The organism is Streptomyces sp. NPDC087787 (genome assembly GCF_044743035.1).
Taxonomy (GTDB): domain Bacteria; phylum Actinomycetota; class Actinomycetes; order Streptomycetales; family Streptomycetaceae; genus Streptomyces.
In genome coordinates this window covers 78,010-100,561 of record NZ_JBIUVQ010000022.1, presented here as the reverse complement: position 1 = coordinate 100,561, position 22,552 = coordinate 78,010, and the positions used below count along the sequence as shown (strand labels likewise).

Sequence of the window (22,552 nt, the reverse complement as noted above, 5' to 3'; positions counted from 1 at the left end):
ATCAGCGACCGCGTCTGACGCAGGCCCGGAAGGCGTCCTGCCGCTGTCCCACGCCCTGACGCTTGCCGCGCCCGGTGGTCGGCCGACCGCCATGAGTCGTCCCCGCGTCCCAGGACGGCGTCTCAGGGCATCCCAGGGACCTCTGTTTCCGCAGTGCAGCAGGGGTGGGATCGTTCCATCGTCGCAGGTGTGGCGGCAGGCGTTGTGTGGATCCCCGCCGTCCTCGAAGCTCTGGGTGTCGCACCGGCCGACGCAGAACGACCGCCCCGGCAACAGCACCTGCCCTGCGCCTGCGTACCAGGACACCTGTGTGCCCGAGTACTCAAGGTGCGGCGTTGGGCGACAAGCCGGCAGGCGACTTCGGCACGAAAGCCGGAATCGGCCGAGAGCAACCACATACGGACCAGAGAAGGAAGACGCACATGAACAGGAAGTCCTCCGCACACCGTCGTCCGGGCCGCCGCGCGGCCGTCGCCGCCGGCCTCGTCCTGGCTGTCGGACTCGGTGTGTCGACACAGGTGTCGGCACAGGCGTCCGTGCCTGCCCCCGCAAAGGCGTCCGCCGCCGCATCGCAGTCGGTCAGCGGCACGTTCGGCCAGGCGGTCACCCGGGTCGCCGACTTCTACGGCGCGTACATCGACGCGAAGGGCGACTACGCGGACCCGGACGCCACGCTGGCCACGGCGCTCCGCACTCACTACCTGACGCCCGACTTCGCCAAGCGGCTGGCGGCGTGGGAGAAAAAGAACGGGGCGGACGGCGTCCTGCGTGCCCAGAATGTCCCGGCGCAGTGGACGGTGAGCGACAACGGCGCCGTGGGTAACGGCCATGAGGTCATCGTCACCCTGGCCTTCGGCAGTGGGGAGACGACGCAGAAGACCAAGCTTTTCGTGCTGCTGGAGCGCTACGACCACATCAGCGACATCGCCACCACGAGCGCCCGCTGACAGCGGAGCGGTGCCCTCTGCCGGAAGCCCGGGCAGCCGACCGTTGCTCACGCCGGACCCGCCGCCTGCTCGGACGCGTTGTGTCACGATCTTTTGTCAGGGCTTCCAAGAGTCGACGGGCAGCCATTGACGCACACCGTCGCCGTTCGTGCCGTACCAGTAGTGGGGCAGGCCCTTGATGCTGCTGGTGCGGAACGGGCGGCCGTGGTCGTCGATGCGGACCGTGCCGGTGCGGCCCTGGGAGGACCAGTCGAGTTCCAGGTACCAGTCGCAGTCGTAAGCCTCGGTCGTCGCGGTGACCAGCAGCACCTCCGGATCCTCGGCGGAGACGCGGTAGGGGAACCGCACCGCAGGGACGGGCTTTCCGCTGTCATTGCCGCGGCCCGCGTGGGCGATCGGGCGGTCGACGTCCAGGTCGACGGAGAACTCACGGGGCGCCAGGTCGCTGCCGCAACCCTGGCCCATGGCGTACGCGTTGCCGGTGACCGGGGTGCCGCGGCTGACGATACGGACCTCGAGAGCCTCCAGGACCACGGCCGTGGACGACTTCCCCTGCACCGAGATCTGCACCCTCGTCTGCCGCCCGGGCACCGCCCCCTGCGTCGCCGCCCACACCCCGGCGTCCTGCCGCACCGGCGGCGGGGGCACCTCGGCCGGCTTCTTCGCGATGACGTAGTCGTGCCCGCAACCGCCCTGCCAGATCTGCGAGTCGGCGGTCCAGGCGAGCGGCACACCGGTCGACACCGGGGCGTCGCTCTTCGTGGCCGCCGACGGTCCGCCCTTCGGCTCGGGGCTCCCCGAAGCCCGTACTCCCGCGGAGGGCGAGGCCGATGAACGACTGGAGGAGGGGCTGGTTGCGGTGGCAGAGGGGCGATGTGACGTACCGGTTCCTGTTGTACGGGACCCGGGGGCCTTGCCGGAGCTGTCGTGAGACCGACCGGCCGACAGCGCTTGCAGACTGCCCAGCGTCACCAGCAACACGGTCGCCGCGGCGGCACCGACGGCGGTGCGGCGACGGCGGTACCAGGGCCGTCCGGTCGAGCGGGCCGCATCCCGCCGGGCCGTCGGCTCGGGACTTCCCGGTCCGGGAGCGCCGGGAAGGGGCGGCCGGGCGTCGGGTGCGCCCGTGTCGAGTGGCGGCGGTGCACCGCTCGTGCCGCCCCCGTCACCACCGATGCCGTCCGCGCCGTCACCCACGCACTGCACCGTCCGGATGTCGGGGCCCGAAGCCCGCTCGCCCCCTGCCTGCTCCAGCGCCCCCTCGGCCTTCGCCGGCTCCGCTGTCTCCTCGGCCCGAGTCGGCTCCGTCGCCCCCTCACCCGCCCGAGACCGCTGTCGTGCCGCCACCGCGAGCAGCCACAGGCGGTGCAGTTCGAGGCGTTCCTCCGGTGTCGCCCCGCAGAAGGCGGCCAGACGCTCCACCGGGGCGTAGTCCTGCGGGACCGCCTCACCCGCGCAGTAGCGGTGCAGCGTGGAGGTGTTCATGTTGAGGCGCCGGGCCAGGGAGCCGTAGCTCCGGTCCGTGCGGTCCTTCAGTCGGCGCAGCAGCGCCGCGAACTGCTCGACGTCATCCCCGGCCGGCCCCGTTCCCCGTCCTCCCACATGTCCCCCAATCCCAGGCGGTCCATGTAACTGCACGTCAGATGGGCTGGGTTGGTTCCACCGTCGCCGGACGGACGTCCGGCGTCGCGCCGGGCCGCATCCTCTTCGGCCGGCGGACGCGACGGGCTTGGCAGGGCCATGCGCGCGGACCTTCACGGCCTGACGGCGAGAAGGTCCGCCGGGCGCGTGTTCGACTGCTCAGGTCTGGCACTGCGCCGTGCCGGCGGTGGACCAGCCGCTCCAGGCGGCCCCGTCGGCACGGGCGTGTACGCGAATCTCGACCTTCACGGGCCCGCACGGCCGGGTCGAACTCCCCACCTCCGTGGGCTCGATGGCCCCACCCGCCGGGACATGGGTACGACCGCTGCCCAGCTTCACCCAGTAACCGCCGCTGACGACACGAAAGAACGCCTCATAGGAGATGTTCACCGCCCTTGACCCCGTGTTGCGTGCCTTGACGTACGCCGTGATCTCCCGAACGTAGACCCGGCCTTCCTTTCCGCGTTGGGCGCTGACGAAGCCGTTGATCGCCACCCGGCCGGTCGACACACCGCCGCCTCACACAGGGCTTCATGGGGCAGTTCCCGCGCGTGGTCCAGGCGGCCCAGCCCTTTACTCAACTCGGCTTGAGTACGCGCGCTCATGTCCGGCGAGGCCTCGCGCGGCGAGTATCGGTGCAGCGCCGCAGCCGAGTGGCGCAGCCCGATCCAGGGCTGAGACAGTTACGGAGATTCCCATGTCCCGACGTGTTGCCCTGTCCGTGGTCGCCGGTGCCGTTCTCCTCGGTGGCGCCGGTGCCTTCGTTCTCGCCCAGGCCGGGGAACGGACCCGTGCGTCGGCGCACAGCACCGCCCGCTACTCGGCTCCCGACGGCAACCGCGACGGCTCGCTGGTCTTCGTCACCGACGTCACGGAGTCCTCCGATGTCAAGAGCGTGAAGGTGCTGGCCTGGCCGCAGCACTCGTCCTTCGCCGAGAAGAGGCCGACCGCCGAGGACATGGCCGCCGCGGAGACGGCCGTCTGCAAGCCCGCCGGGCAGGACACCGTGCGCTGCACCTACACCGCCCGGGTCACCGACGCCGACGCCAAGTCGTCCCCGCGCGGTACCTGGCACGTCGCCGTCCTGGTCACCGCGAAGGACGGCACCACGACACTGAACACCGAGGCGGCCGACTTCACCGTGCGGTGAGCAAGCGGTCAACCGGGCGCGTCCACCGGATGGGCCCGCCAGGACCCCTCACGCCAGCGCGGCCTGTGTGGAGCCGTAGATCGGGAAGATCTGGTCGAGGCTTGTGATGGTGAAGATCTGACGGATGTCGGGGTTGACGATGACCAGTCTCAGGGCGCGGATGCGTTTGTGGATGCTGACGAGGAGGCCGAGGCCGGTCGAGTCCATGAAGGTCGTGCCCGTCAGGTCGACGATGAGCCGGTGGCGGCCCGCCTGGATCTTCTTGCCCAGGTCCTCACGGATGCCGGGCACGGTGTGCACGTCGACCTCCCCGCGGATCTCGATGACGGTCCAGTCGCTCTCGTCGTGGTGACGGATGTGGAATTCGGGGTGCATGCCTCGCTCAACTGCACAACCTTGGGCAGAGGTTGCGGGCAGTGCCTGGCGCACGCGCGTTCTGCATATGCGCGAACGACTGGCCATGGCTTCGCCTTCCAGGACGCGGCGATCACGGGGTCCCGTTGTCCGGGTGCCCGGCACTGGGCAGGCGGACGGTGAACACCGCCCCGTTGCCGGGCTCGCTGTCGGCGGTGACGGTCCCGCCGTGGGCCTCCACGAAGTGGCGGACGACGGAGAGACCGAGTCCGCTGCCGCCGGCGTGTCTGCTGCGGGACTTCTCGGCTCGCCAGAACCGGTCGAAGACGTGCGGCAGATCGCCGGGTGCGATGCCGCTTCCGGTGTCCCTCACCGTGAGGACGACCAGGTCAGCGGAGTGATGGGCGGTGAGCGTGACCGTGCCTCCCGCCGGGGTGTGCCGCAGTGCGTTGGAGATCAGGTTGCCCAGCGACTGGCGGATCCTGACCGGGTCGGCGTCCAGCCGGAGACCGGGTTCGGCGCGGGTGTCCAGGCGGATCCCGGCGGCTTCGGCGCGGGCACGGTGGGCCGAGACGACCTGGGCGAGGAGTTCGTCCGTCCGTACGGTCTCCCGGTGCAGTTTCAGCGTGCCGGCGTCCGCCGCGGCGAGGTCCTGCAGATCGTCGATGATGTGCTGCAGGAGGAGTGCCTCGTCGTGCAGGGAGGCGATGAGGTCCGGGTCCGGTTCGAGCAGCCCGTCGCGGGTGACCTCCAGCCAGCCGCGGATGTTGGTCAGCGGGGTGCGCAGCTCGTGGGCGATGTCGCTGACCATGGCCTTGCGCTGGGCCTCCAGTTGCTCGCGGCGCGCGGTGAGGTCGTTGAAGGCGGCGGCCAGATGCCCGGTCTCGTCCTGGGTGGTGACGACGACACGCGTGTGCCGCTGCGGCGGTTGGAGGGCCGCGGCCGTCAGGGCGCGCAGGGGCTGGACGAGGCGGACGGCGACGACGGTGGTCATGGCGACGGTGACGACCAGGACCAGCCCCGCCACGCCGGCGATCCTGGCCTTGTCGCCGGGTGAGAGGTCGAAGCCCGCGGGCTGCCCGCCCAGGTTGCCCAGATACAGCCGGGCCCTGGGGGCGACGTACGGGTCGAGTTGTGTGCGGCGTGCGGTCTCGACACAGGCCTGACGCTGCCGGCCTCCACCGAGCCGGATGACCTGGCCGTCCGGCAGCCAGCCGGGAACGTTCTCCAGCATGTACGTGAGGACCTGGGCCCGCCCCTCCTCGAAGCAGGACTCGGCCAGCACACTGAGTTCGCCCAGCGCCTTCTGCTCGGTGGACACGGGCATCCTGAGTACCTTGTCCTGGCAGTCCGGTGGCATGGACGTCGCCCCGGCGTCGCGCACAACCACCGTACGACCGCTGGGAATCCGTCGGAGGCCGGCCTCGCTGTCGTGCTTCCGCACGCACAACAGACGCTTCTCGGCGAGCGCCTTCACCAGTGACCGTTCGGTCGCGGTGAGCCGGTACGGTCCCACCGCGCGCGGGTCGATGCCGGCGAGTTGAGCTCCGGGTTCGCTGTAGGTGTCGGTGGTCAGCGGGTCGACGGAGGCCGAGGCGCGGACGGGCAGTTCGGTGCCGGGGCCGGCGGAGTCGGCGATGACATGTCCGGTCTCGTCCGTCAGGGCGATCCGTCGCCCCATGGTGCGGGAGAGCGAACGCACCATGGGGCGCACGCCGTTCCATTCGGCGTGCGTCGCGGCGTAACCGCTGATCTGCCGCAGGATGTCGGTGTCGTCGGAGAGCACCTGGCCGTGCTCCTCCTGGATGGCCCGCGCCGTGTTCTCCATGGCCAGCCAGGCGGTGGCGCCCACGGAGAGCGCGGCTATGGTCACGGAGGTGAGGAGGAGCCGCACCAGCAGGCTCTTGCGCCACGGTATGCGCGGACCGGGAGTCACGACGGCCGGCCGGTGAGCTTGTAGCCGACGCCGAAGACCGTCAGGAGCCGGACGGGTCTGCCGGGGTCCGCCTCGATCTTCTTGCGCAGGTTCAGGATGTGGACGTCGATGGCGCGTTCGGTGGAGGCCCGGTCCTGGCCCTTGGTGTGCTGGAGCAGTTGACGGCGTGAGAAGACCCGGTCGGGTTCCGCGGTCATGGCGTGCAGGATGGCGAACTCGCCCGGGGTGCAAGGGATCGGGACCCCGTCGCAGGTCACCTCGTGCCGCAGCGGATCGACGTTGATGCCGCCCGCGCGCAGCACCGGTGAGGCGTCCGCGGTGCGGAGGGTCCGGCGCAGCACCGTGCGGATTCGGGCCAGCAACTCGCGCGGGCTGTACGGCTTGGTCATGTAGTCGTCCGCGCCGAGTTCCAGGCCGAGCAGCAGGTCGTCCTCGGTGGAGCGGGCGGTCAGCATGAGAACGGGTACGTCCCCGTCCCGGCGCAGCGCGCGGCACACGCCCAGTCCGTCGACCTCGGGCAGCATCAGGTCCAGGACGACCAGGTCGGGCCTGCGGCGCCGGGCTTCGTCGAGCGCGGCGCGCCCGTCGTGGACCACGACGGGGGTGTGGCCCTCCTGAAGCAGCAGCCGCCGTACGAGCTCAGCCTGCAGGGTGTCGTCCTCGACGACGAGAATTCGTGCGCACACGCGGTGACTATAGGCACGGGCGAGGGGGGTTCAGGCCCGTGTGCGGGGCTTCCCACACCCTGACAACTTCCTGACGGCGGTGGGCAGGGTCGGGTCGTTCCCACGACGCGGTGGGAGACATCGCGGCCCAGGACTCCGGTCGGAGCTGACCGGTTCCTGATATGTCTCGTCCAGGCTGTGGTTCATGGCTTCATCGACTCGCCGCCCGCCGCGACGGCAGCTTCCGCGTGCCCCGTTCGGCGACCACCGGGCGGTCACCTCCACCCCTGCGGGCCTGAACCGTCCGGGAATACCGGCCGCCGTACTGGTCCTGTCCCTCACCCTCGCCGGATGCGCAGGGCCGGGGACGGACGCGGACCCGGCCGGAGCACTCGACGCACCGGCCGCCACGGCACAGGCCGCACCGGCCAAGCCCTCCACGGGGACGACGTCCGCGGGCGGCGACGCGTCCGCGGCCGCGTCTCTGCCGGGTCTCGGCCCCAGGACGCTCGCTGAGATCCCCGCGGACACGCGCCAGGTGGTGCTGGTCACCGGGCAGGACAAGAACTCCCCCACCTCGCAGGTGATCTTCTACCGGCGTACCGATGCGAGCTGGGCACCTGGAGCCCCGTGGCCGGCGCACAACGCCCTCAAGGGCTGGACGGACGACCATCACCTCAATGATCTGCGGTCGCCCATCGGCGTGTTCTCCCTCACCGACGCCGGGGGGCTGCTCCCCGATCCCGGCACCAGGCTGCCGTACGACCAGTCGCGTGGCTTCACGATCAGCGGCACCGGCTTCGACGGAGAGCCGCTGTCGGGTGCCTTCGACTACGTCGTCGCCATCAACTACAACCACAAGCCTGGTACTTCACCCCTCGACTGGACCAGGCCGCTCGGCGCGGACAAGGGCGGCGGCATCTGGCTCCACGTCGACCACGGCGGTCCCACGCACGCCTGCGTGAGCCTGAAGCAGGAGCACATGAAAGAACTCCTGCTGCAACTCGACCCCGCCGCGCATCCGGTGATCGTCATGGGGGACGCCGCCTCCCTCGAACGCTGACTCGGTGTACTCGCGCAAAGGTTGAACGCGTGCCGGACCGCGCCGGGGCCGTTCCCGGCGCGGTCCGGCGGTCAGAGGTCCAGCACCAGCCGGGGGCAGCGGGCGCGGCCGACGCAGATCATCATGGTGTCGTTGGCGGCGCGCTCCTCCTCGGACAGGAGGCTGTCCCGGTGGTCGGGCACCCCCTCGACGACCTTGGTCTCGCAAGTGCCGCAGATGCCCTCCCGGCAGGAGTTCGCGGCGTCGATCCCCTGGTCCTCCAGCGCCTGGAGGATCGTTGTGCCGGCGGGCACGGTGACGCTGCGGCCGGAGCGCTGGAGCACCACCTCGAACTCCCCGTCGGCGTCCGTGGCGGCGGCCTCCCGGGGTGCCGCGGCGAACCGCTCGGTATGCAGGGTGCCCGTGGGCCACGGGGCGCAGAGCCGCTCGACGGCGGTGAGCAGGGGCTCGGGGCCGCAGCAGTAGACCTTCGTCCCCTCCCGCGGCGTGCCGAGGAAGGGCTCCAGGTCGAGGAGGCCGTACTCGTCCTGCGGGCGCACCAGCACCCGGTCGCCGTAGCGGGCGAGCGCCGGCAGGAACGCCATGCTCGCTCGCGTCCGCCCGCCGTACAGCAGGGTCCAGTGGGCGCCGGCGGCGGTGGCCCGGTCCAGCATCGGCAGCAGCGGGGTGATGCCGATGCCTCCGGCGACGAAGAGGTACTCGGGGGCGTCGACCAGCCGGAACCGGTTGCGCGGCCCGGTCACCTCGACCTCCTCGCCCGGGCGCAGGGCCTCGTGAACGGCCCGGGAGCCGCCGCGGGACGCCGGTTCCCTGAGCACGGAGACCTGCCAGAGGGACCGGTCCTCGGGCGATCCGTTGAGCGAGTACTGCCGGGTGAGGTCCCCGGGCAGGTGCAGGTCGACATGCGCCCCCGGCTCCCAGGCCGGCAACTCGCCGCCGTCGGACCGCCGCAGGCGCACGGAGACCACGCCGTCGGCCTCCCACACCAGGGCGGAGACACGAAGTCGCAGCCGCTGCTCCCCGTCCGCGACGGGTGCCGCCGCCATCAGGGCACCCAGCTCAGGGTGCGGCCCAGGGCGGAGCCGAGGCGGACCACGGCGACCCGGGCGTCCGGGCCGTCGCAGGAGACTGCGTCGTCGCAGGATGGGCCGTCGCAGGATGGGCCGCCGCAGGATGGACCGTCCGGGTGCCGGACGTCCACGTGCAGGGGGTCGTCCCCCGCCAGCACCATCGCGTCGGCGTCCGCCAGCAGGTGCCGTCCCTCCACCAGCAGCCGTCCCCCGGTGGAGACCAGGACCAGCACGTCGTCCTCGGCACGGTCCACGGTCGTGCCGGCGCCGGGGTCGAGGACCTCCACGCGGGCGGTGACCGCGGCCGGGTCGGCCGCCACCTCCAGCAACGCCCCGTCCGGCAGGGCTTCGGTGACCCGCCGTGCGCCGGGCAGTGGGGCGGTGGTGGGGCCGTGCCCTGGGGCGAGCAGCCGCACCTGCCACTGCCAGGTCTCTCGGCGGGGCGTGTCCGGTGCGGCCGCGACCTCCCGGCAGCCGCCGTCCACCTGCCGGTGGGCGTTGGCGCGGAGCAGGAGTCTCATCGGTCGTCCTCCTTCGTCGTCACTCGGGGAACTCGAGGTGGTTTCCTCAAGGGTGGGTGCCAGGGGCGCTCACCGCACGGCGGCCAGGAAGGCCTTGGTCCGCTCGTGCCGGGGCTCGGTGATGACCTGCCGGGCGGGACCGGTCTCGACGACCTGGCCGCCGTCGAAGAAGACCACCCGGTCGGCGACCTCGCGGGCGAAGCCCATCTCGTGGGTGACCACGATCATGGTCATGCCGGACGCGGCCAGGTCCCGCATCACCCTGAGCACGTCGCCGACGAGTTCGGGGTCCAGGGCCGAGGTCGGCTCGTCGAACAGCATCAGCTTGGGCCGCATGCACAGTGCCCTGGCGATGGCCACGCGCTGCTGCTGCCCGCCGGACAGGTGGCGGGGGTAGGCCTGGGCCTTGTCCCTGAGACCCACCTGGTCGAGCAGGCCCAGGGCCCGCTCGGTGACGGCCTCCTTGGACTCCTTCAGCGCCCGCCGCGGCGCCTCGACGAGGTTCTCCAGCACGGTCATGTGCGGGAAGAGGTTGAAGTGCTGGAACACCATGCCGATCCGGGTGCGCCGGCGGCAGATCTCCTTGTCGCCGAGCTCGTGCAGCTTGTTTCCGCGCTGCTCGTAGCCCATGACCTCGCCGTCCACCCACATCCGGCCGCCGTCGACGGTCTCCAGGTGGTTGATGCAGCGCAGGAAGGTGCTCTTGCCCGAGCCGGAGGGGCCGATGAGGCAGACCACCTCGCCCCGGCGGACCTCCAGGTCGACGCCCTTGAGGACCTCCAGACGCCCGAAGTGCTTGCGGACCTTCTCGGCCCGGACCATCGGGACGAGGTCCGCGGCGGCATCGTCGACGGTCATGACTGCCTCCCGGTGGCGATCGGCGCGTGGGTGCTGAGCATCTGCCTCAGCCGCTGCAGCGGGGTCGGGGGCAGTGTGCGGTTGCCGCGTGCGAACCGGCGCTCGATGTAGAACTGACCGATCGTGAGGACGCTGGTGACGACCATGTACCAGATGCTGGCGACGATGAGCAGCGGGATGGTCTGGAAGTTGCGTGAGTACAGGATCTGCGCGGAGTAGAGCAGGTCGGGCACGGCCAGTACGCTCACCAGGGCGGTGGTCTTGAGCATGCCGATCGTCTCGTTGCCGGTCGGCGGGATGATCACCCGCATCGCCTGCGGGAGGATCACCCGGCGCATGGTCTGCGTCCGGGTCAGGCCCAGCGCCCCGGCGGCCTCGGCCTGGCCCTGTTCGACGGACAGGATGCCGGCCCGGACGATCTCCGACATGTAGGCCGCCTCGTTCAGTCCAAGGCCGAGGATGGCCGCGACCAGCGGGGTGATCAGCCGGTTGGCGTCGAGGGACAGGCCCGGGATGCCGAAGGACAGCGTGGGGTAGAGCGCCGCCAGGTTGTACCAGAACAGCAGTTGCACGAGCACCGGTGTGCCGCGGAAGAAGGAGACGTACAGGAACGCCGCCGACCGTACGACCGGGTTGACCGACAGGCGCATCACCGCGAGGACGACGCCCAGGGCGACGCCGAGGACCATGCAGATGGCGGTGAGTTCCAGGGTGACGGCCAGCCCGCGGCCGATGGAGATGTCCCGCAGGTAGGTGTTGACGACGTCCCACTGGAAACGGGGGTTGGTGAACACCGACCCCAGTGTCGCCGCGCTGATCAGCAGCAGCACGGCTGCCGTGAGCCAGCGGACCGGGTGCCGTTGGGGAACGACGGTCAGGTCGGAGTCGGGCACCTTGTCGATGTCCAGTGCTGAAGGGGCCGGCAGGGTGGCCATGTCAGCTCCCGGACTTCAGGAGCAGGCCGGCCGGGATGTCCCACTTCTTCATGAGCGACTCCATGGTGCCGTCGTTCAGGAGCGTCTTCATGGCCGCGTCCAGAGCCGGCTTGAGCGGGGAGTCCTTGAGCAGGGCGATGCCGGTGGGGGTCGGCTCGTAGTCGGTGCCGGGTGCGAGCTCGAACTGGCCGTTGGACGCCTTGGCCTGCAGCGCGAGCGAGACCGAGTCGGCCATGACCGCGTCGACCCGGCCGCTGACGACCGCCAGGTTGGCGCCGTCCTGCGAGGGGAACAGGTCGATCTTGACGGGAGCCTTGCCGGCGCCGGTGCACTTCTTGGAGATCGCCGGGAGTTGTTCGAGGCCCTGGAGGCTGCCCTTCTGGGCGGAGATGGTACGCCCGCACAGCACCGCCGGATCCATCCTGAGTCCCAGCGGGTTGCCCGTCCTGACCGCGATACCCGATCCGCCGTTGAGGTAGGGCACGAAGTCCACGGTCTTGGACCGTTCGGGGGTGATGGAGAAGGCGGAGGCACCGACGTCGAACTTACGGGCGGCCAGGCCGGGCAGGATGCCGTCGAATCCGGCGTTGACGTGGTCGGCCTTCAGGCCCAGCTTGGCGCCGAGGGCGTCGGTCAGGTCGATGTCGAAGCCGATCATCGTCTTGTTGTCGGTGTCGAAGTACTCGAACGGCCGGTAGGACGCGTCGCTCGCCACCGCGAGCACACCCTTGGCCTTGACGTCGGCCGGGAGCAGGGCCGCGGCCGCGGCGTCCACCTCTGCCGCGGCGGCTGGCCCGTCGGACGCCGGGCCGGACGGTCCCGGGGCGGCGGAATCGCCTTCGGCGGATGCGTTGGTGCAGCCCGCGACGGCCAGCGCGAGGACCGCGGCGAGAACGGGGAGTCGTATCGGATGGCGCACGGGGATCGTCCTTCTTGAGGGAGGGCAGGACAGGGGTGGGTGGTGCGTCAGCGGGAACGGTCGGAGCGGCGGCCGCGGATGGTCAGCCGGCGGCCGGAACGGCGGTGCCGGGGCGGTCGGCGGCCAGGTGGTAGAGGGCGTCGCCGAGGTCCACCAGCGGTGGTCGCCGGACGACGGCGACGATGCCCGCGCGGTGTGCGAGGACGGGGACGGAGGGCCGGGCGAGTTCCTCGACGGGGTGGACCCGGCCGATCGGATCACCCTCCTCGACCTGTTGGCCGATGCGGGCGATGGGCTCGAAGAGTCCCCGTGCGGGGGTGTACACGGCGCCGTCGGCGAGCAGGTCGATCCAGCGGGTCGGCGGGGCGGGCGGGGTGTCCGGCTCCGCCGGGAGGATTCCGGCTCCGGCCAGCACCCGGCGCAGTCCGTGGACCGCGTCGGACACGAAGGCGGGATTGACCTCACCGCCGCCGCCGAGCTCGGTGGAGATCATCGCGACCCCGGCGTCGTCGGCGGCGGTGGAGAACGAACCGGGTTCGAACCGGGCTGGCACGACCATCGTCCAGGGCAGCCCCATCTGCTCCGTCAGCCGCCGCTTCGCCTGCCATGCCTCGGGGGTCGGGCCGTCGTAGACGAAGGCCGACGGGAGGTAGTGGCTGCTCGATCCGCCGGAGTGCAGGTCCATCACCAGGTCGGCGTGCGGCAGCAGTTCGCCGGCCAGGGCGTGGGCGACCTGGTCGGTGGGGCCGCCCTTGTCGTTACCGGGGTAGCTGCGGTTGAGGTTCCCGCCGTCGAGCGGGGAGACCCGGGACGCGGTACGGACCGCGGGCAGGTTCAGCGCCGGCAGGACGATCAGCCGGCCGGTCAGCCGCTCGGGATCGGTCTCGCGCAGCAGGCGGTGCAGGACCACCTGCCCCTCGTACTCGTCGCCATGGGTACCGGCGACGAGCAGGGCCGTCGGGCCCGGTGCGCCGGAGAGCACCGCGACCGGGACCGGGACGACGCCGTTGTCGTGCCGGTTGTCCGAGTGGGTGAGGTGGATGGCGCCGATCTGGCGTCCGGGCGCGTCGAGGTCGATGCCGTGCAGTCGCGTCACGGCCCTCAGCCCTTCGCGGTCTGATCGGCGGCCTGCTCGGCAGCGAGCAGCCGGCCCAGGATCCGGCGGGCCTTGGCGACGCCGGCGTCCTGCCCGATGAGCACGTCGTGCTCGCCGTCGGGGCGCTCCCGCATCCCGATCTCCTGCTCGCGCAGCGCGTCGGCGTCCTCGCGCAGCACGGTCTCGAGGCCGACCTCCAGTTCCTTGGTGGCCCACTCGGCGTCGACCGCGAAGTTGCGGCTGAAGGCGTAGTAGTACCAGGTGGTCCGCTCGTCGACCGGGGTGATCCCGTTGAGCACCTTGATGAGGTGGCCCTCCTCGCGCGGGCGCCCCTGGCCGGTGATGCCGGAGTGCAGCACGTGGTAGCCCGGGATGTGGAACTCGGTGGCGTGGAACCGGTCGTACAGGCCCTCGGTGCCCATGGTCCGCGCGTACAGCGGAGGCGCCTCGACGCCGGGCATGAAGCGGTCCACGGTCACGACGGTGCCGTCCACCTCGACGGTGATGCCGTACTCGGGGATGTAGTCGTCGCCGACGGTCGTCTTGTGCAGAAACGTTTCGTGGGTGAGGTCGAGCAGGTTGTCGTGGATGAGGTCGTGGCGGCACTCGAAGAGCATCGTGTGGGTGACCGTCGCCCACGCGGGGTCGTTCATCCAGTGCGTGTCGGGGACCAGGCTCTCGTCGGCGAGGTCCTCGTCGCCGGTCCACACCCAGATCCAGCCGTCCTTCTCCACGACCGGGTAGCGGCGTACGCGGGCCCGGGCGGGGACGGCGGCCTGGGCGGGGACGCGGGTGCACACGCCGTCGGGGCCGTAGGCGAAACCGTGGTACCCGCACTCGACGGAGTCCCCCACGGTGCGGCCGGCGGACAGCGGGTAGGCGCGGTGGGCGCAGCGGTCGGCCAGGGCCACGGCCGCGCCGTCCTGGGTGCGGTACAGCACGAGGGGTTGCTTGCAGACGACCCGGCGTACGGGCTCGCGGGTGACTTCGGTGGACCAGGCAGCGACATACCAGGTGTTCAGAACGAACACGGCCAGACCTCCTCTGGATGCAGTGCGCACACCGTATACAGTGCGTTCAGGGAAGACAACGGTCCGCGCGAGGTGGAATTCTTCGGCGGAACGGAACCGGAATCCCGGTCCGGAACGGCGCTCAGGACGGAGAACAGAGGTGGTGGAGCCTTTGCGGAGCGACCCCAGGGACACCCGGCCGTTGGGAGTCCGGGTGTACGAACAACTCCGCGACGAGATCGTCTCGGGCGACCTGGAAGCCGACGCCACCCTGGTGCAGGAGCAGGTGGCGGAGCGGCTGGGCGTGTCCCGCACCCCGGTACGGGACGCGCTGAACCGCCTCGCCCACGAGGGGCTGGTCACCTGGCTTCCCGGCAGCGGATACATCGTCAACGCCCTGCAGCCCAAGGACATCGCCGAGGTCTACCAGGTGCGACAGTCCCTGGAGACGCTGGCCCTGCAACTGGCCTGCGGCCGGCACGACCGGGCCCGGCTGGCCCGGCTGTCCGCGGTGATCGAGGAGATGGCGGCCACGGATCCGGCCGACGCGGCGGCGCAGTTCGAACTCAACCGGTCCTTCCACCGGCTGCTGATCGAGCCCTGCGACAACGCGCTTCTCCTACGCATGATCGACACCCTCTGGGACCACCCGGTCAACCGCCGCATCACCCGCTCCTACGTCCACGAGCCGGGCAGCGTCCCGGTGATGGTGAGCGAGCACCGCGCCATCCTGGAGGCCGCCCGCGCTGCGGACGGTGACCGCCTGGCCCGCCTGGCGACCGAGCACATGTACACCGGCTACCGGCAGACCCTGCCCGCGGACAGCGGCCTGGAACTGGTACCGCGGCCGGAGTCGGAGAAGCCTGGCTGAGGTCGGGCCGCCTCACGCGGAGGGCAGGTCGAGTTCGGCGCGGACGGTCTTGCCGGGCAGGGCCACGCCCCGGGACACGCGGTCCAGCACCTCCCACCGGTCGGCGAGCGCGTCGACGAGGAACAGGCCCCGGCCGGTCTCGTCGAGCGGCGCCGGGGCCGTGGCCTCCTCACGCGCGGGCGGCCGGCGTTCACCGCGGGTGTCGGACACCTCGATGCGCAGCAGGACGCCCGGGGTGTGCGTCAGGCGCAGTTCGAAGTCGCGGCCCGGTACGCGGCCGTGGGTCACGGCGTTGGCGGCCAGCTCGCCGACGATCGTGGCGGCGGCGTCCGAGAGCGGAGTGCCGTGCGGGACACCCCAGGTGTGCAGCTGGACGAGGGCGAGGTGCCGGGCGAGGCGGGCGCCGAGCGGCGTGGAGCTGAAGCACTGGGTGAACGTACTGACAGTAACCGGCCGTTGAGGCGCGGATGGTGCGGTCATGGGCCCAATCTGGTGCCCCGGAACGGTCTTTCACCAGGCAGACACCGCGTACGCCGCGACGGCGTACACGGTCACGGCGCAGGCAGTACATGTGACTATCCGTGAGCGTGTTCGTTGTTCGACGTGTACGGCGGGGCGCGGGTGCACGGGAGGTGGCCGATGGCGGCGGACAGCTTGGCGGGGACGGGCACGGGCGGCGAGCCCGAGTGCTCGGACAGTCTGCGGACGTTCGGGGCGGTCGTCCAGGCGCTGCGGGAGCACGCCGGCCTGAGCAGGGCGGAGCTGGCCGAGCTGGTCCACTTCTCCAAACACACGGTGGCCTCGGTGGAGTTGGGCCGCCGCATGCCGGACCCGGTCTTCGTGGAGCGGGCGGAACAGGCCCTGGGCGACACGGGCGCGCTGCGGAAGGCCGCGGCCCATCTGGCTCGCCAGCCGGGGCTGGCGGCGTGGTTCCGGCAGTGGGCGCGGCTGGAGGCGATGGCGATCAGCCTGTGCACGTACGAATGCCGGGTCGTACCGGGGCTGTTGCAGACGGAGGGGTACGCGCGGGCGGTGTCGCTGAGTGTGCCACCGCTGCCGGACGAGGAGGAGATGAACGCGCGGATCGCTGCGCGGCTGGCTCGGCAGGAGCTGCTGTCGACCAGGCGGAAGCCTCCGACGGCGTTCAGTTTCATCCTGGAACAGGCGGTGCTGGAGCGGTACACGGGCGGGGAGGAGGTGACGCGGGAGCTGTTGGACCACTTGTTGGGGGTCGTAGAGCGGCATTGGAACGTGGAGGTTCAGGTGATGCCGCTGCGGCGACCGGTCCATGCCGGGCTGGATGGGCCCCTTCAGCTGCTGGAGACGCCGGAGAACCAGTGGTTCGCGTACTCGGAGGGACAGGAGAACGGCCGTCTCATTACGGGCCGGAAGGAGATCAGCATCCTCCAGCAGCGTTATGCGAAACTGCGCTCGCAGGCCCTCGCCCCCGAGGACTCCGTGAGCCTGCTGATGCGAATGCGAGGAGCGCTATGAGCACGTTCGAACTGGCCTGGTTCAAGAGCAGCTACAGCGGCTCGCAGGGCGACAGCTGCATCGAGATCGCCGTTGCCCGGGAGGAGTCAGGCACTGCGGAAGCGGTCCGCGTCCGGGACTCCAAGCAGCAGCACGGCCCACAGCTCGCCCTCTCCCCCGCCGCGTGGAACGGCTTCGTCTCGTACGCCGCCCACGCCTGACGACTTACGACAACGCGCCCCGCAACGGTCAACTCCGGTGCGGGGCGATTGCTTTGACTCGCTTACTCTTGGCCTGCGCCTCCTTCAGCCGCTTCTCGAAGCAGGTGTGCGGTACGCATCTCCTCCTCGTGGTTGGCCTTATAGAAGAAAACGGTGCAGCCCTCGGGAGTGAACGTGCACCACACCACCGCCGGCGACCGTTCCCAGCCGATATGCTCGGCGACCACAACGGCGGGCATCTGTGGATACTCGGTCGCCAGTTCACGGATCGCCGGCTAGGGCGGGCTGGCACCGGTGGCACGGCAGCGCCGGGAGGCGTGCGGATGCAGGCGGCGGAGCTGTCCGGCGTCGAGCTGGCGCCCATATCCCCCTGCACCAGGCCCGCGCGGCCGTGAAGACGCACAACGCAGGCAAGGTCCGCACACCGCGCCGTACGCCGGGAGCGGGCCGTATGGCGCGGGCCGGAGCCGGGCGAGTTCACCGCCGTGCTATTCGAACAACGCCCCGAACAGGGTCCTCACGGTCATTGAGACGTCGGGGTATTGGCACGCAGGAGTGCGGCTCCGAGCGGGGTAAGGGTGTGCAGCACGGATGTGGCGTGTCGGTGGCTGACGATGAGGCCGGCGTCCCGCAGGGCTGTGGCGTGCTGGCTGGCGGATGACGCTGAGACTCCTGCTGCACGGGCGAGTTCGCCGGTGGTGCCTCCTGCGGCGACGGCACGCAGGACGGAGGCCCTGGTGCGCCCAAGCAGGGCTGCCAGGGGCGCGCCGGAGCCGAAGCCTTCTGGAAGCGCGGAGTGGTGAGGCTCGTGCTTGAGCCCGTAGAGCAGGATGGGATCCAGCGTCGTGTCGCCGAAGGTCACAGGGTTTCCCCAGCAGAAGTAGGACGGGACCAGGAGAAGTCCGCGACCATTGAGACGCAGGTCACGATCCTCGGGATAGACCGTGTGCAGGACTGGGCGCCGCCATTGAAGGCTGGGCCCCAGGCTCTGGAGGATCCCTTCGGTTCCCTGGCTGAGTACGGCGCGGGCATGTGCGGACCGCTCGGCTTCGATGCGGGCTTGGATGTGGTCGCCGTAGGGGGCGATGACGATGTTGTAGTAGGTGCGCATTGCTCGAACCAGTTCCTGGCGTGTCTCCGGCTCGGCCAGGCGGGGCGCCCAGGTGGGGGCACCGCTGGTGCGGTCGAGGATGCTCACCTCGCGCAGGACCCGGCATCGCGGCGTGCTCAGGATGGCTTCGAGACCGGCGTCGAGTCCTTCAACGCCCTCGGGAGGGGTGAGGAAATCGGGGAAGTAGGTGGCGCGCGGGACCAGTGGAAGCAAGAGGGTGCGCAGGATGTGGCTGAACCCCGTGGCATGCAGCCGGGTGCGGACGGTGTGATACCAGTCCGCGTAGGCCCAACGTCCTTGGCGGGACTGGAAACGGTGGAGGCTCGCGCAGATCTCCCATAACGGATCGGGTGCGGCCGCAATACGTGTCCGGCTCAGATCGGCATCAGTGAAGTGGATCCGGAGCATTCTCTTCCCCCTTGTGGCCTGGGCTTTTCACGCAGAACCAAAAACCCTGGCTGGCCATGCTGGCGTCAAGGATGCTCAAGTTCAACGCAGCGGGGGGATGCGATCCCCGCCGGACCGTTTCCTTGTGGCGGCACCGACAGTGCCGGCATGAAGCGGTTCCACGACGAGAGGATGTTTCACATGACTGAGCGGACGAAGGCGGGCAGGGCTGCTGCCGCGATGGCGGGTGCGCTCCTGACGGTCGCAGCGGCAGGCCTCACGGCGCCGGCAGCCTCCGCCGCGCCGGCGCCCGGCCCCGCGAAGGGCGGGCCCTTCTGCGCGTACCTGATGGGCAAGAAGACCACCGCCGACACCAGTGTGTCGGTGGTCCGTCAGGCGTGCTCCACACAGTCGGACGCGGACGCCTACAACCGCCTGCAGGCCTCCAGCTCCACGCTCCTGATGACGTGGTACGCAGACGCCGGTTACAGCGGCACCAGCGCGAACATCTACGGCTCCTACGGCACCTGCGACACCGCGGGCTACGGCTTTACGCCCGACGACTGGTGGAAGAAGCACATGTCCTCCATCAAGGGCTCGGGGCAGTGCAACAAGGTCCGCCTGACCAACATCGCCGGCACGTACGCGGATTCCTACTCACTGCCGGTCTCCTTCGGGGCGACCATCTACAACGACAACGTGGGCTACGTGAAGGTCTGGCACGGGTAACAGGACCGCCCCCGGGCACCCGGCCCTGTCCGCCGCGGCGGACAGGGCCGGGAACCGCACCATCCGGACAAGGTCGTAGCCAAGGCGGCACTGTACAGGCAAGGCTTTGCCACCCCGCCTCGACGCCGGTGGCTCTGTCGGCAGTGGGCTCGGCCGGGTGCCGCGGCCAGGGGTGGAGCGTCCAGGCTGAGGAAGGTGCCGTACGCGCCAAAGTGCGGCTGGGCGGATTCCGGCATTCCGGGCTCGCGCAAGCTCGTCGCGCCATTCCGTCACACAGCCGGTACACTGCGTGTTCACCTCTCGGGTCGGTGACGGCACACCGCCTACACGTCTCCTTCACGGGGCCCTTACCTTCAGCCAGCCAGGGTGTCCGGCGGTTCGCCGGGGGCAGACGGGGTGTGTGTCGTCTGCCTAGCCTCCCGGGCCATGCGATCAACTCTGATGACACGTCTCGGTCTCGCCGCCGTCCTCGGGCTCGTCCTCGCCGTCTTCGGGCTGGCTCCCAGTGCGAGCGCGGAGTCCGAGCCGGCCTCGCTGACGTTCTCCACCGACACCGCCACCACCACGCCCGGCGGCACCGTTCAGTTGTCCATGACCATGACGAACCACAGGACGTACGACGTCTGGTTCGTCTACCAGACGATCGACCCGACCTGGCTGACCCCCCAGCGCCCCGACCTCAAGTACAGCTTCACCGGGTGCACCCTGGCGACGGCGGCCGGCAGCACCCCCTGTTCCGGTACCGGTCCCGCGAACCTCGGCGCCAACTACGGCCCGACCATTCCGCCCGGTCAGAGCCGGACCGTCACCCTGACCCTGCAGATCGCTCCCGACTCGGGCTGCAACGGCAACATCGGCTTCTACTCGTACTACTACGCCGAGTTCAGCGACAGCACGAACGCCACCGGCGGTCCCGTCTACACGCCGGAGACCCGTGTGGTCTGTTCCTGACGGCAGGACGACGGAACGAACAAAAGGACTTGACGACGCCCCCGCGGTGTCCGGATTCGACCGTATGAGCGGCCAAGTCGCGCGGGCGTCATCGACGGTACGGCCACCGGCGGACCCGACGGGTCCGCCGGTGCTTCGCGTCGGGCCCCGACCTGGGACGTCAGCCGCCGGACCATGCGGGGCACCGCGGCCTCGGCGCGTCATCGCGCGCCCCGGCGGACCGGTCCGCGACCGGGGCGCGTTCAGGTGGACACCTGCGTTTTTCCGTCACGCCTCGCAATTCGACCACAAAAGTCACACAAAGAAGTCACCCTATGACGTGACGGATGCGTCGACGACCGGCCTTCGAGGGGATGGCCGGCGTCGGCCGTGGGGGTGCGTCCGCTCCATGGGAGCTGTGCTCACCCCTGCCCGGGGGGAGGACTTCCGCATGAAGCGGACCATGCGCACCACCACGCTCACCTTAGGCGCGCTCATCGCCGCGCTCGGATTACCCGCGGGGGCCGCGCACGCCGACGGCAGCACGCCCCGTGTCGATCTGCGGACGCTGATCGTGAGCGACGGCGGCCCGGCCGTCGACGCGATCGCCGCCGAACTGGACACCGCGGGGACGCCCTACACGAAGATAGATCTGAACCAGTCCGGCAGACCCGTGATCGACGCCGGCTTCCTCGCGGACACGGTGGACGGCCGGCCGCGGGCCAAGTACCAGGCCGTCGTGCTGCCCAACGACAACCCGTTCCCGGCGAACTCGCCCGAGATGGCGGCGCTCACGGACTACGAGCGGACGTACGACGTTCCGCAGGTCGACGCCTACACCTACGCCCGCCCCGAGGCGGGGTTGCAGTATCCGGTCGCCGGTGTCGGCTACTCCGGAAGCCTCGACGGCGTCCGGGCGGAGGTGACGGCCGCCGGCAAGGCAGGCCCCTTCGGCTATCTGAAGGGCGCCGTGCCCTTCGAGGACATCTCCCCCACCGTGTCGGAGAGTTACGCCTATCTCTCGCAGCCGGCCGCCGGCGCGGACTTCACGCCGTACGTCGAGGCGCCGATCCCCGGGGAGTCGACGCGCGGCTCGCTGGTCGGCGAGTACCGGCACGACGGGCGGCGGGAGTTGGTCGTCACCTTCGTCTACAACCAGTACCAGCAACAGTTCCGGCTGCTGGCCCGCGGCATCGTCGAGTGGATGACCGGCGGGGTGCATCTGGGCGCCTCCCGCAACTACTTCGCCGTGCACGTCGACGACGTGTTCGCCGCCGACGACCGCTGGGACACCCAGCTCAACTGCACGCCCGGCGACGTCGACTGCCCGAACGGCGCGGGCACGCCCGACCCGATCCGCATGACCGCCGCCGACGTCGACCACGCCACCACCTGGCAGCGCGACCACGGCTTCACCCTCGACCTCGTCTACAACGGCGTCGGCAGTGTCGAGCAGCGCGCGGAGCACAACGGGGCCGACGCGCTGGCCGACCGGCTGATCGCCGAGCGCGGCAAGTTCCGCTGGGTCAACCACACCTACACCCACGCCTTCCTCGGTTGCGAGCAGAACGTCACCGTGGTGCCCTGGCGGTGCGCGACCAACGCGAACGGCAGTGTCAAATGGGTCAGCCGCCAGGCCATCTCCGATGAGATCGCCACCAACCGGGTGTGGGGGCAGAGCGTCGGACTGCCCCTGCAGAACGACGAGTTGGTCACCGGTGAGCACTCCGGTCTGAAGGTGCTGCCGCAGCAGCCGGACGACAATCCCAACCTGGGGCCGGCGCTCGCCGACAACGGCGTCTCCTGGCTCGCCTCGGACAACTCCCGTGACCCGGTGCTGCGCAAGGTGGGCGCCGCGACCACCGTCTCCCGCTACCCGATGAACATCTTCTACAACGCCGGGCGGGCGGCCGAGCAGGTCGACGAGTACAACTGGATCTACACCAGCCGCGCCCAGGGCGGCAGCGGCATCTGCGAGGACAACCCGGCGACCACCACCTGTCTGCCGGCCCCGCTGGACCCCGCCACCGGCTACGCCGACCACATCGTGCCGCTGGAGACGCGCATCGCCCTCGGGCACGTGCTCGCGGGCGACCCCAAGCCGCACTTCATCCATCAGTCCAACCTCGCCGAGGACCGCCTCGCCTACCCGGTCCTGGACGGCGTACTGGACGGCTACCACGCGCTGTTCGCGAACGACACCCCCGTGGTGAACCTGCGGATGAAGGACATCGGCGCGGAGCTGCAGCGCCGCGCGGCCTGGCAGACGGCCGTGCGCAACGGGCAGGTGACGGCGTACCGCGTCGGCGGCACGGTCACGGTGTCGGCACCGAACGGCGTGACGGTCACCGCCACCATGCCGGCCGGCACCACCCTGGCCGGCCGCGCCTTCGGCTCGGCGTACGCGGGCGCGCTGTCCGGCTGGACGGCCTCCACGGGGCGGCCGCTCACGCTCGGGCTGCCGTCGTCCGCCGCCGCGCCGCACACCGCCGCGAAGGCGGCGAAGCACGGCCCGGTCACCGTTCCCGCACCCCGTACCCGCGTACCCGCGGGTGTGAGCGAGCCACCGGCGCAGAACGCGGCGGGCTGAAGCGCGCAGCCCACAGGTCCCGGCCGCCACCCGGCGGCCGGGACCGGCACGACCACCCACACCTCGGCCGTGGAG

At 70.6% G+C, this 22,552-nt stretch carries 23 protein-coding genes; 9 read left to right on the top strand and 14 right to left on the bottom strand.

Annotation, left to right across the window (positions count from 1 at the left end; translation table 11 throughout):
- Nucleotides 1-422 precede the first annotated feature (422 nt).
- The gene (locus ACIOWN_RS29230; protein ID WP_401983774.1) at nt 423-947 is read left to right on the top strand and encodes a hypothetical protein; all 525 of its coding nucleotides are present in this window, start codon (nt 423-425) and stop codon (nt 945-947) included.
- 96 nt (nt 948-1,043) lie between these two features.
- On the opposite strand, the gene ACIOWN_RS29225 is transcribed toward ACIOWN_RS29230, so the two are convergent.
- Nucleotides 1,044-2,549, bottom strand: a complete 1,506-nt coding sequence (locus ACIOWN_RS29225) for a helix-turn-helix domain-containing protein (protein ID WP_401983772.1) — start codon at nt 2,547-2,549, stop codon at nt 1,044-1,046.
- Nucleotides 2,550-2,747: 198 nt separating this feature from the next.
- Complete coding sequence (locus ACIOWN_RS29220; RefSeq protein ID WP_401983770.1) at nt 2,748-3,083, bottom strand: hypothetical protein; 336 nt, start codon at nt 3,081-3,083, stop codon at nt 2,748-2,750.
- A gap of 202 nt (nt 3,084-3,285) precedes the next feature.
- Here ACIOWN_RS29220 and ACIOWN_RS29215 point away from each other — a divergent pair, with 202 nt between their 5' ends.
- Nucleotides 3,286-3,738, top strand: coding sequence for a DUF5707 domain-containing protein (locus tag ACIOWN_RS29215; RefSeq protein WP_401983769.1), 453 nt, complete (start codon nt 3,286-3,288; stop codon nt 3,736-3,738).
- A 48-nt stretch (nt 3,739-3,786) separates the two neighbouring features.
- Here the strand turns inward: ACIOWN_RS29215 and ACIOWN_RS29210 are convergent, their stop codons facing one another.
- The 3 genes from ACIOWN_RS29210 to ACIOWN_RS29200 all read right to left on the bottom strand — a co-directional run bounded on the left by ACIOWN_RS29210 (nt 3,787) and on the right by ACIOWN_RS29200 (nt 6,714).
- On the bottom strand, nt 3,787-4,113 hold the full coding sequence (locus tag ACIOWN_RS29210; protein ID WP_401983768.1) for an STAS domain-containing protein: 327 nt from the start codon (nt 4,111-4,113) through the stop codon (nt 3,787-3,789).
- A 112-nt stretch (nt 4,114-4,225) separates the two neighbouring features.
- Nucleotides 4,226-5,965 carry a sensor histidine kinase gene (locus ACIOWN_RS29205; RefSeq protein ID WP_401983767.1) on the bottom strand — a complete coding sequence of 580 codons (1,740 nt, stop codon included), beginning with the start codon at nt 5,963-5,965 and terminating at the stop codon, nt 4,226-4,228.
- A gap of 59 nt (nt 5,966-6,024) precedes the next feature.
- Nucleotides 6,025-6,714 carry a response regulator transcription factor gene (locus ACIOWN_RS29200; RefSeq protein ID WP_362352117.1) on the bottom strand — a complete coding sequence of 230 codons (690 nt, stop codon included), beginning with the start codon at nt 6,712-6,714 and terminating at the stop codon, nt 6,025-6,027.
- 184 nt (nt 6,715-6,898) lie between these two features.
- On the opposite strand from ACIOWN_RS29200, the gene ACIOWN_RS29195 reads away from it, so the two are divergent.
- On the top strand, nt 6,899-7,756 hold the full coding sequence (locus ACIOWN_RS29195; protein WP_362352120.1) for a hypothetical protein: 858 nt from the start codon (nt 6,899-6,901) through the stop codon (nt 7,754-7,756).
- Between the two features lie 71 nt (nt 7,757-7,827).
- Here ACIOWN_RS29195 and ACIOWN_RS29190 read toward each other — a convergent pair whose 3' ends face one another.
- The 7 genes from ACIOWN_RS29190 to ACIOWN_RS29160 form a co-directional block, all read right to left on the bottom strand.
- The gene (locus tag ACIOWN_RS29190; RefSeq protein ID WP_362352123.1) at nt 7,828-8,802 is read right to left on the bottom strand and encodes a PDR/VanB family oxidoreductase; all 975 of its coding nucleotides are present in this window, start codon (nt 8,800-8,802) and stop codon (nt 7,828-7,830) included.
- Nucleotides 8,802-9,347: a hypothetical protein gene (locus ACIOWN_RS29185; protein WP_362352125.1), complete on the bottom strand. Its 546-nt coding sequence runs from the start codon at nt 9,345-9,347 to the stop codon at nt 8,802-8,804. The genes ACIOWN_RS29190 and ACIOWN_RS29185 overlap by 1 nt, the downstream gene beginning before the upstream one ends.
- Before the next feature lie 69 nt (nt 9,348-9,416).
- Nucleotides 9,417-10,205: an amino acid ABC transporter ATP-binding protein gene (locus tag ACIOWN_RS29180; protein WP_401983765.1), complete on the bottom strand. Its 789-nt coding sequence runs from the start codon at nt 10,203-10,205 to the stop codon at nt 9,417-9,419.
- Complete coding sequence (locus ACIOWN_RS29175; protein ID WP_401983764.1) at nt 10,202-11,140, bottom strand: amino acid ABC transporter permease; 939 nt, start codon at nt 11,138-11,140, stop codon at nt 10,202-10,204. Before ACIOWN_RS29175 ends, ACIOWN_RS29180 begins: the two co-directional genes overlap by 4 nt.
- Before the next feature lies 1 nt (nt 11,141).
- The gene (locus ACIOWN_RS29170; protein ID WP_401983763.1) at nt 11,142-12,059 is read right to left on the bottom strand and encodes an ABC transporter substrate-binding protein; all 918 of its coding nucleotides are present in this window, start codon (nt 12,057-12,059) and stop codon (nt 11,142-11,144) included.
- Between the two features lie 82 nt (nt 12,060-12,141).
- Entirely contained in the window at nt 12,142-13,155 is a 1,014-nt protein-coding gene (locus ACIOWN_RS29165; RefSeq protein ID WP_401983762.1) for a succinylglutamate desuccinylase/aspartoacylase family protein, read from the bottom strand.
- 5 nt (nt 13,156-13,160) lie between these two features.
- Nucleotides 13,161-14,186: an aromatic ring-hydroxylating dioxygenase subunit alpha gene (locus tag ACIOWN_RS29160; RefSeq protein ID WP_362352140.1), complete on the bottom strand. Its 1,026-nt coding sequence runs from the start codon at nt 14,184-14,186 to the stop codon at nt 13,161-13,163.
- 193 nt (nt 14,187-14,379) lie between these two features.
- On the opposite strand from ACIOWN_RS29160, the gene ACIOWN_RS29155 reads away from it, so the two are divergent.
- Nucleotides 14,380-15,036: a GntR family transcriptional regulator gene (locus ACIOWN_RS29155; protein WP_401983760.1), complete on the top strand. Its 657-nt coding sequence runs from the start codon at nt 14,380-14,382 to the stop codon at nt 15,034-15,036.
- A 12-nt stretch (nt 15,037-15,048) separates the two neighbouring features.
- On the opposite strand, the gene ACIOWN_RS29150 is transcribed toward ACIOWN_RS29155, so the two are convergent.
- A complete protein-coding gene (locus ACIOWN_RS29150; protein ID WP_401983758.1) occupies nt 15,049-15,516 on the bottom strand; it encodes an ATP-binding protein in 468 nt (155 codons plus the stop codon).
- A gap of 159 nt (nt 15,517-15,675) precedes the next feature.
- Here ACIOWN_RS29150 and ACIOWN_RS29145 point away from each other — a divergent pair, with 159 nt between their 5' ends.
- Both ACIOWN_RS29145 and ACIOWN_RS29140 read left to right on the top strand, forming a co-directional pair.
- Nucleotides 15,676-16,530, top strand: coding sequence for a Scr1 family TA system antitoxin-like transcriptional regulator (locus tag ACIOWN_RS29145; RefSeq protein ID WP_401983756.1), 855 nt, complete (start codon nt 15,676-15,678; stop codon nt 16,528-16,530).
- On the top strand, nt 16,527-16,730 hold the full coding sequence (locus tag ACIOWN_RS29140; RefSeq protein WP_401983755.1) for a DUF397 domain-containing protein: 204 nt from the start codon (nt 16,527-16,529) through the stop codon (nt 16,728-16,730). The genes ACIOWN_RS29145 and ACIOWN_RS29140 overlap by 4 nt, the downstream gene beginning before the upstream one ends.
- A gap of 523 nt (nt 16,731-17,253) precedes the next feature.
- On the opposite strand, the gene ACIOWN_RS29135 is transcribed toward ACIOWN_RS29140, so the two are convergent.
- Nucleotides 17,254-18,249 (bottom strand): helix-turn-helix domain-containing protein, encoded by a 996-nt coding sequence (locus ACIOWN_RS29135; protein ID WP_401983754.1) that lies wholly within the window; start codon nt 18,247-18,249, stop codon nt 17,254-17,256.
- A 180-nt stretch (nt 18,250-18,429) separates the two neighbouring features.
- On the opposite strand from ACIOWN_RS29135, the gene ACIOWN_RS29130 reads away from it, so the two are divergent.
- The 3 genes from ACIOWN_RS29130 (at nt 18,430) to ACIOWN_RS29120 (ending at nt 22,477) form a co-directional block, all read left to right on the top strand.
- Nucleotides 18,430-18,957 (top strand): hypothetical protein, encoded by a 528-nt coding sequence (locus ACIOWN_RS29130; RefSeq protein WP_376493435.1) that lies wholly within the window; start codon nt 18,430-18,432, stop codon nt 18,955-18,957.
- 441 nt (nt 18,958-19,398) lie between these two features.
- Complete coding sequence (locus ACIOWN_RS29125; protein ID WP_401983753.1) at nt 19,399-19,908, top strand: hypothetical protein; 510 nt, start codon at nt 19,399-19,401, stop codon at nt 19,906-19,908.
- A gap of 430 nt (nt 19,909-20,338) precedes the next feature.
- Complete coding sequence (locus ACIOWN_RS29120) at nt 20,339-22,477, top strand: hypothetical protein (RefSeq protein WP_401983751.1); 2,139 nt, start codon at nt 20,339-20,341, stop codon at nt 22,475-22,477.
- Nucleotides 22,478-22,552 lie beyond the last annotated feature (75 nt).